The sequence below is a fragment of the Acinetobacter sp. ACZLY 512 genome (assembly GCF_023614015.1).
GTDB lineage: Bacteria > Pseudomonadota > Gammaproteobacteria > Pseudomonadales > Moraxellaceae > Acinetobacter > Acinetobacter soli.
This window is the reverse complement of record NZ_JAKIVI010000023.1, coordinates 1-8,106: the sequence shown is the minus strand read 5'-3', so window position 1 is coordinate 8,106 and position 8,106 is coordinate 1. Positions and strand designations below refer to the sequence as shown.

General features: G+C 36.6%; 13 protein-coding genes. 5 read left to right on the top strand and 8 right to left on the bottom strand.

Features of this window, described 5'->3' with window-relative positions; all coding sequences use genetic code 11:
- Window positions 1-185: hypothetical protein (locus tag L2096_RS15960; RefSeq protein ID WP_250365854.1), on the top strand; the 185-nt coding region annotated here is incomplete at its 5' end.
- 98 nt (window positions 186-283) lie between these two features.
- On the opposite strand, the gene L2096_RS15955 is transcribed toward L2096_RS15960, so the two are convergent.
- From L2096_RS15955 to L2096_RS15945, 3 genes are read right to left on the bottom strand one after another with little or no spacing between them, the layout of a single operon-like run.
- Complete coding sequence (locus L2096_RS15955; protein WP_250365853.1) at window positions 284-1,198, bottom strand: alpha/beta hydrolase; 915 nt, start codon at window positions 1,196-1,198, stop codon at window positions 284-286.
- An 18-nt stretch (window positions 1,199-1,216) separates the two neighbouring features.
- Complete coding sequence (locus L2096_RS15950) at window positions 1,217-2,137, bottom strand: alpha/beta hydrolase (protein WP_250365852.1); 921 nt, start codon at window positions 2,135-2,137, stop codon at window positions 1,217-1,219.
- Window positions 2,138-2,165: 28 nt separating this feature from the next.
- Window positions 2,166-2,801, bottom strand: coding sequence for an SDR family oxidoreductase (locus L2096_RS15945; RefSeq protein ID WP_250365851.1), 636 nt, complete (start codon window positions 2,799-2,801; stop codon window positions 2,166-2,168).
- Window positions 2,802-2,930: 129 nt separating this feature from the next.
- Between L2096_RS15945 and L2096_RS15940 the strand changes: the two genes are divergently transcribed.
- A complete protein-coding gene (locus L2096_RS15940) occupies window positions 2,931-3,791 on the top strand; it encodes a LysR family transcriptional regulator (RefSeq protein WP_250365850.1) in 861 nt (286 codons plus the stop codon).
- A gap of 121 nt (window positions 3,792-3,912) precedes the next feature.
- Here the strand turns inward: L2096_RS15940 and L2096_RS15935 are convergent, their stop codons facing one another.
- From L2096_RS15935 to L2096_RS15920, 4 genes are read right to left on the bottom strand one after another with little or no spacing between them, the layout of a single operon-like run.
- Window positions 3,913-4,470, bottom strand: coding sequence for a hypothetical protein (locus L2096_RS15935; protein ID WP_250365849.1), 558 nt, complete (start codon window positions 4,468-4,470; stop codon window positions 3,913-3,915).
- A gap of 41 nt (window positions 4,471-4,511) precedes the next feature.
- Window positions 4,512-5,219, bottom strand: coding sequence for a hypothetical protein (locus L2096_RS15930; RefSeq protein WP_250365848.1), 708 nt, complete (start codon window positions 5,217-5,219; stop codon window positions 4,512-4,514).
- A gap of 14 nt (window positions 5,220-5,233) precedes the next feature.
- On the bottom strand, window positions 5,234-5,695 hold the full coding sequence (locus L2096_RS15925; protein WP_250365847.1) for a hypothetical protein: 462 nt from the start codon (window positions 5,693-5,695) through the stop codon (window positions 5,234-5,236).
- A gap of 27 nt (window positions 5,696-5,722) precedes the next feature.
- The gene (locus L2096_RS15920) at window positions 5,723-6,448 is read right to left on the bottom strand and encodes a hypothetical protein (RefSeq protein WP_250365846.1); all 726 of its coding nucleotides are present in this window, start codon (window positions 6,446-6,448) and stop codon (window positions 5,723-5,725) included.
- A gap of 91 nt (window positions 6,449-6,539) precedes the next feature.
- Between L2096_RS15920 and L2096_RS15915 the strand changes: the two genes are divergently transcribed.
- The 3 genes from L2096_RS15915 (at window position 6,540) to L2096_RS15905 (ending at window position 7,932) form a co-directional block, all read left to right on the top strand.
- Window positions 6,540-6,752 carry a helix-turn-helix domain-containing protein gene (locus L2096_RS15915; RefSeq protein WP_250365845.1) on the top strand — a complete coding sequence of 71 codons (213 nt, stop codon included), beginning with the start codon at window positions 6,540-6,542 and terminating at the stop codon, window positions 6,750-6,752.
- Window positions 6,753-6,903: 151 nt separating this feature from the next.
- Window positions 6,904-7,218 carry a helix-turn-helix domain-containing protein gene (locus L2096_RS15910; RefSeq protein WP_250365844.1) on the top strand — a complete coding sequence of 105 codons (315 nt, stop codon included), beginning with the start codon at window positions 6,904-6,906 and terminating at the stop codon, window positions 7,216-7,218.
- A 366-nt stretch (window positions 7,219-7,584) separates the two neighbouring features.
- On the top strand, window positions 7,585-7,932 hold the full coding sequence (locus L2096_RS15905; RefSeq protein ID WP_250365843.1) for a hypothetical protein: 348 nt from the start codon (window positions 7,585-7,587) through the stop codon (window positions 7,930-7,932).
- 19 nt (window positions 7,933-7,951) lie between these two features.
- Here the strand turns inward: L2096_RS15905 and L2096_RS15900 are convergent.
- The coding region (locus L2096_RS15900; RefSeq protein ID WP_250365855.1) for an IS3 family transposase at window positions 7,952-8,106 on the bottom strand (155 nt) is incomplete at its 5' end.

Below are 8,106 nucleotides of genomic sequence, written 5' to 3'. Positions count from 1 at the left end.
AACTAAGTATCAAATTTGATATGACTGTAAATTATGAAGTTATTATAGATCCAAGTACATGGCCCCTCGATGGGGATGAGAAGCAACAATTGTTAGAGATAATGCAAGAAACTTATAAAGATGAATTGATCATCGATAATGAGGAAAATTCAGAATACATTACAAATAATTTAGCCTATTGGTGATGTATTCTGAATTTCACATAAAGTCCATTATGTTAAATGGAAGTTAGAATCTCTAAAAATTTCATCGTATTTTTAGAGATTCGATATCATATTTCGACTTAAATATTTTCGTTAAAAAACTGACTGAGAACTTGAGCAGCTTCATCAACATATTTGGGAACATCGTAAAGTTCCATGTGATTTGAACCTTCAACGATATAGAGTGATTTTTTTGTACTCGCAGCACGATTCACTAAGTCTTCACTCATCCATTTACTCCCTGCAACATTGCCTGCAATCGCAATCAGAGGCTGAGTCAAGAAAGCCTCAGCTTTGTTATAGGCATCATAAGTAATGATCTGCGTTAAGCTACGTGCTGTTGCGACTCCTGGTGAGTTAGGATGCTCAGCACGTGGTGTATGATAATATTCCCAAGCCTGACGAAGCTCCTCATTAGGTGCATCTGCTTCATTTAACGGAGCCAATGGAATTGTTGCAAATTCATGGCTATTTGCATCAGCAGTACGTGCATCTGAGCCTGCCTGAATGTAAGGGATCGCATCTGCATCTTTAACGGTATTTTCCCAGCCATTACGGAACATTGAACCAATATTGACTGCACTTACTGTTCCAATCGCTTTGATACGTCTGTCATTGATTGCCGCATTCGCTGTATAACCTGCACCAGCACAAATACCCATCGCACCGATACGATCGTGATCGACATAACTGAGTGTTGTTAAATAATCAACCACGGCACTAATATCTTCTGTACGAATGTAAGGGTTTTCTAATTGACGCGGTAATCCTGTGCTTGCACCTTGGTATGACGCATCAAAAGCAATGGCAACAAAGCCGTGTTGAGCTAATTTAGAAGCATATAAACCTGCGGTCTGCTCTTTAACACCGCCACCTGGATGAGCAACAACAATCGTTGGATATTTCTGATTTTCACTAAAATTTTCAGGGAAATGAATATTTGCAGCAATGGAAATATCCTGACCATTTTTATTTAGAAAAGTAACTGTTTTCATTGTATTTATCTCACTAACTTAAAGGTTTTCTTGATAAAAAGGAATCAATTTAGCTAAGGCTTTTTGAACAGGTTCAGGTTTGTCATAAAGATCATAGTGAGACCAACCTTCAACAACTAGTAATTCTTTCTTCTCAGAACGTGCACGACCATAAATTTCAAGCGTGTCACGATAAGATCCAAACCCACCCACTTTATCACCTGCAATAAGCATCAGTGGTTGAGTCAGTAAGACTTCTGCTAAATGAAAAGCATCCCAACCGATTGAAACTGCGGATTGTGAAAACAACGTTTTTGCCGCACCATTAGGCTTTTGACCCCGATCAGACTTGTAATAATCGGTCGCTTCAAGGACATCAATATCGGTTAAACCAAATGATTTCGCTTCTGCTACTGAATTTGGGAGCAAATTATCGACTTGATTGGCTTCGCCACGAGCTTCGGCTGTACGTTGTTGAGCAATCAATTCCAACTTTTCAAGTGGATTCCAATTGCTAAAAGCTTCTCGGGATAAACGCCCAAAATTGACGGCATCGATTGTACCGACTGCTTTAATGCGTTTTTCGGTCATCGCGACATTGAGAGCATAGCCACCACCACCACAGATACCTAAAACACCAATACGGTTTTCATCGACATAATCCAATGTCACAAGGTAATCAGTGACTAAACGAAAGTCTTCGACACGTAGTGTTGGATTTTCGATTGAACGCGGTTCACCACCACTTTCACCTTGAAAACTGGCATCAAATGCGATGACTACAAAACCTGCTTTAGCTAAAGCTTCACCATAAACATTGCCCGATGTTTGCTCTTTACAACTTCCAATTGGATGACCTGAAATAATGGCTGGGTATTTTTGGCTCTCATCAAATTTTTCAGGGAAATACAAGTTTGCTGCAATTTCCCAGTATGGTGCTTTTACTTTCACACTTTTCATTTTCATTGACCTCTTTAAAAAATAGGGATTACATAAAATAAGGTTTGTCAGCTTCGGTATTCGGTTTATTCACACCTAAATTTTTTCTGCTGTGAAATGTAGGATGATCAATAATTTCAGTAACTAACTGTGCAACGCTTTTGCGAGAAACCACCGTTCCTTTAAAAGCTTCACCTTTTTCTGTTGTTTCAAAATCCACTTCATTTTCATCCATCAACCATGCTGCACGTAAAATGGTGTAGTCCAAGTTAGAGGCTTCAATCAGATCGGCAGATTGACGATAAGGCGGTAAATATTGACCAATTTCACGCGTATTCCATTCACCAAATTTGCCTAAGATTTCGTTATAAATACCTAATGAATTGATAGAAATGAGTCTTTTTACTTCATTTTTATGCATTGCCTGAATAATATTTTGAGTTTGTTGCTCCATTTCACCTGCGAGATTAGCATAGACAATGTCCTGACCTACCATTGCACCAGTGAGCTGCTGCATATTTAAAACATCACCAACAATGACTTGAGCATTACGTATATTTTTAACATTGATTTTATTTGCATCACGAACAAACAGTGTCAGCTTTATGTCGTTTTTATTAGCTAAAAACTTAATCACCCACTGAGCAATTTGTCCGCTTGCACCCAGTATCAATACATTTTTCATATGGTCTCTACTGTTTCTCATTTCGATAAAACAATATTAACAAGGCATGATTATGTTGATTAGATGTTATAATTAGATTGATGACATTAGTATTACTTATGAATAATGAAAATTAATCTAAATGATTTGATGACTTTTACAGAAGTGATTAAAAATCAAAATTTTACAAAAACAGCAGCCAAATTAGGCATTACCCAATCGGCTGTAAGTCAGAGTATGAGTCAATTGGAAGAGCATATTGGCTTAAAACTTTTTAATCGAACGACCCGTAGTTTGACCTTGACGGATGCAGGTTACCGATTAAGTGAATTAGTCGGAAAAAATCTTGAAGAAATTACACTTGGTCTGGAACAATTGAGTGCCATGAAAGATAAGCCTGCTGGAATTGTGCGAATTTCAGCAGATGAATACGTGATCAAATATCATATTTGGAACAGGCTCAAAACGACCTTAAAAAATTATCCTGATATTCAACTTGAATTAATTTCTGAAAATAGACGAATTGATATCGCCAAAGAAGGCTATGACGCAGGGGTAAGATTAGGTAATTTAGTTGAAAAAGATATGGTTGCAATTCCTATTAGCCATAAAATCAAAATGTGTTTAGTCGCATCCCCTGATTATTTAAACACATATGGAATACCTCCATCTATTGATGATTTAAAAAAACATCAATGTATTCATGTCCGAATTTTAACGGACAATTCACTTTTGCCTTGGATGTTTAATGATGATGGACAGAACATTTCATTTAAGGGAAGTGGACAACTGACATTGACGAGTATTGAGCAAATCGCAGATGCAACGCTGAATGGTTATGGTATTTCCTATTTACCTCAAGATTTAGCCAGTACTTATATAGATCAAGAGTTATTGGTTGAAATCATGCCTGAAAAAGCGATTACGCTGCCGCCTTTTTATTTGTTTTATACCAGTAGAAAGTTAGTTTCTCCTGCATTTTCCGTTATTAAAAATGCACTTCATTATTAAATATTTTTAAAATTAACATAATACGCCTTACGCGAAATACTTGAAATTTTTACTTTAGCCTCAAGATATTAAACTAAGCCGTTCTAGGGTTCAGCGCACTAGAACGGCTCTATCAATTAAATTAAAAAGCCGCCTGTTGCTGCTTCGCCTTCTGTTGTAATTGCTTTTTGTCTTGCGCATCCATCTCAGCTTTCATTTTGTTATAGCTTGCTTTGTCTTTGATCTGTAAGTAGGTCGTTGAGTCAGGCCAGCCACGATAGACCACAATAGCCATACCGTTCTTAAAATTCCACGTAAAGCTTGCTTCTCCTACATTTGTATTTCCTGAACGCTGGCTTGGTTGACCGTATTTGCTGGCCACTAAGTTAGACACTTCTAAAATTTTCCCCGTATTCACAAACGCTGGAAACTTGTATTCAGCATATGCAAATTGCCCGTTTGAGGTATAAGCAAAATTTAAATCCGTTGCACCTTCTAGTACGCCATTTGCATTGTATTTATCAACCCAATACTGATCCTCTTCACGGATCGGCTTCACTGCTGTGCCTGCGAGTACGGTACGCATTTTATCGCGTGAGATGCCTTTCAGTTCGGCATTGAATAACTTAGGATCGGCAAAGACAGATGTCGAGGTTATCATTGAACAGGCAATGATGGCAGAACCCAATAAATGACGCATAATATCGTTTCCTAATTATAATGATGTGATGTGGTTGAGTTTTAAAACACATTCGAATCTTGCTTTTGACTGTCATCATTTGGCTGATCTGATTCAACTGCTGGTGAGTTGTTACTCGCCCCAAATTGAGTCTTTTCAGTATCATGTGATCGTGAGGATGGTTGAGTAGATTCATTCCAGCGTTTATCGAAGTCTGCTCGCTGACGATTAAAATTCGCCTCGAACTCAGCGCGTTGTTTTTCAAACTGCGCCTGCCTAGCATTTTGCTCATCTATGAACTGGATCAATTTTTGATAAATCGGTGTGGTCTGTAAAAGCTTTGGATTTAAATCAACGAGTTCTCTGGTCTGTTCATAATGTTGTTTGGTTGCAATCCATTCTTGCTGAGTGATTTCAACCCAAGTTTCAGCCAACAGATTTCGTTGGTTGGTTAAATCATTCTTGGTGAATTCTTGAATAGATTTATAGAAATGTTCCTGACCATCACCACTACGACGTTCATAACGATAAGCAAAACCATAATTGTTATATGTGTTACTGCTTTCAAATGAATTGATTGATGTTTGAGAAGCTGTAAACTTGGAATTAGGATCATCGCCCATCATGACTCTGTCATTTTTTCCGACCTGCTTTGATGAAGAGTTATTCTCTTCTCCAGCAGTCGTGGCATGAGTTGAATCTTTCTTACTACAACCGTTACCAATCAACAGAGTCAGCAAAACCAGAACAGTCAATCTCTGTTTCGACATTTTAAAATTCCTTATTATTTTTTATTGGTGCTGGTTGATGCTGGATAAGTTTTAAATCCTAATTTTTTTCGGCTTGCATTTAATCCATCGATATCTTTTTGATTGATGTTACTTACGGCATGATTTACCGCATTCATTATCAGGCTTTCCGCAACAGAACCATCTTGTTGTGAATTATTCCACATTGATCTAGTGTAGGTATGTGATTCAATCGGGAGATTTTTATCTTTTACTGTCGCAATAACTACAGTAGTGGTTTCTTGATCGCTTGTGCCAGTCATATATGACAGCTTAATTCTGGCCTTAGCATTTCTTAAATGTTGGCAAACGTCTTCATAATTATCAAAATCAAAGTTATTTTTTTGAATAATATCAACTAAGTTATCATCAGCAGCGTAGAGAATTGAACAATTAGAAGCTGCAAATGTACTGGTTCCGATAGCACTAAGTAGACTAAGCAAAAATAGTTTTTTCATGAAAAGTATCCTTTCTGGTTATAAAAGTTAACGAATAGTACGAATCAGCGTATTTTCTAGATATCGATTGGAAAAGTTATTCTCAAACCAACGCATGGTGGCTTGCCCAAAATAGATGTTGGTATAAACACGACTGGCAACACCGATGACTGAAACGGTTTGCCAAGAGCGAGTCATAATCGCAACAGGACTGCCGGTTTGATCGAATTCAATAAAGACCGGATCAAAACCATAGTTATTTTGCGCACCTTTAAATTCAATGATGGTCTGTTTTAAATGCTGATTGATCTCTGCATTGAGCGATGCTTTATACATGCGTACTTCATGGCCTTGTGCTAAAGCCTGTTCGATAAACAGCTTTGCGGCTAAGTCTTTTTCTGAGATATATGCACCATTACGAATGCGACGATTCGCTTCATCAAAATTTGACTCTTGAAACACATATTTTTCTAAATAAATGGTGCTGAAATTTCGTTCTTTTAATTCAAATTTATCATTGACTAATAAGGGATTAAGCTTCATCTGGTTATTGCCATTTGAGTTTTGATTCAACACGAGAAACTTATCTCGAATCGCGGGATTAGCCATTTCATCCCAAACCCGTTTTGTGCCTTTACTGACCCAGCCGTCATAAGCCTGAATCCCTTTGGAGACAGTCCCCATGGTTGTGTTTGCTGCATCTTGCATGTGTTGGCAACCGCCAAGAGAAATTGCTGTAAACGCTGTGAAAATGATAAGTGATTTCTTGTACATGTAAAAATCCCAAAAACAATATGAGGATTATAATCCGTGGACTAATAATCCGCAAACTTTAATAGTTTTGTTCTTTGAGCGAATAAAACTTATGAGTGATTTGCCCCAACAAATCGGATGCTTAATACGCAAGCAACGTTCAGATAAAAAGATCAGCCAAGAAAAGTTAGCTTTGCTGTGCAATATTGATCGTAGCTATGTAGGTCGAATTGAGCGCGGAGAGGTCAACATTACTGTGATCAAGCTATATGAGATTGCTTCTGTCCTAAATGTCAGCCCCAAAGATTTGCTTCCCGACCTGTAGAATATTTTTCTAAAGCAAATAATATTTCTGGTCGTAAATAGCACCAATTTAAAAAACTAAGGATTCCTTAGCAAACTAAATACTAAGCAATCCTTAGTAAAAAATCAATCAGAAGCTAAGAAAATCTTAGTTTTGAACTTGATTACTTTGCATGCAGTCTAATTATTCGAATGTGTTTGCCATGCGCTTACGCCTTGCACGTAAAGCAAAAAACTTATCTCAAGAACGACTCGGAATTTTGGCCGGTATTGATGAATCATCTGCAAGTGCCAGAATGAATCAATATGAGAAAGGCAAACATACGCCTGACTTTCTGATGGCATCTCAAATTGCTAGAGTTCTTGATGTTCCGGCTGCTTATTTTTATATAGAAGATGATCAACTAGCTGAAATTATTAAACAAAGTTATTCATTAGGTTCGGAACAAAAAGAGAAGATCCTAAGTTATATAAAGTCGTTGAAGTAATTATTCAAAGCTTTTTTAGTATTAGTTAGAGAACTACTCGATGGCTGTTAGTTTTTGAAAAATTCTTCAATTTTCATCTCGATTAATAGTGAATAGCATTATTTAGAACCTATTATATAAACGTTTGGAGTCATAAAATTTCCGAATGTTGTTATGTATCAAGATTTTTAAATTTATCTTCTTTATTATTTGTATGATCAAAAATAATTTCAGAAACATATTCTAAAACTAAATATTATTTATTGGAAAATCGAACATTTCTATTTGGGTTTACAATCATACTTCGCATAATATACATTATGTTAAATAAGATATCTAAAGACTGTGGCCTACACAATACTGTCGTCACGCGACATATAAGTTGTCTTGTATGAACATGAGTTAATTCAAGAAGAAATAAAGAAAATATCAAAAGCAGATAAGGAAAAATTAGGTGAACATGTAACAGATTTTGCACGATGGACATTACATCAACGTTTTCAATCAGATATTAAGTTAAATAAAAAATCGAAAAAATGTAGGGTTGGGCTGCCAAATCATTTAAAAATACTTTTGGATGACCGAATAGAATTCAATCTAGATGAACCAAAAATAGTTAGTTACAGTACCTTACCACTTATGACAACACAGACTGGAGACTTAGTTACAAATAGTCTATTCGATGAAATAGATAACTATTCAGAATTTTCAACTTGGGAGTTTGATAATGAATAGTTGAATAGCCACCAAAATTCTAGACACACATAACCATCTTTTGATTGGCCTTTTCATAATCTGATGGAGAACGCTGACCATTGGAACCATGTCTGCGTTTTGAATTATAGAACATCTCAATATATTCAAAGATATCGGATCTTGCTTCAGTTCTAGTTGCATAGATTCTCTTTT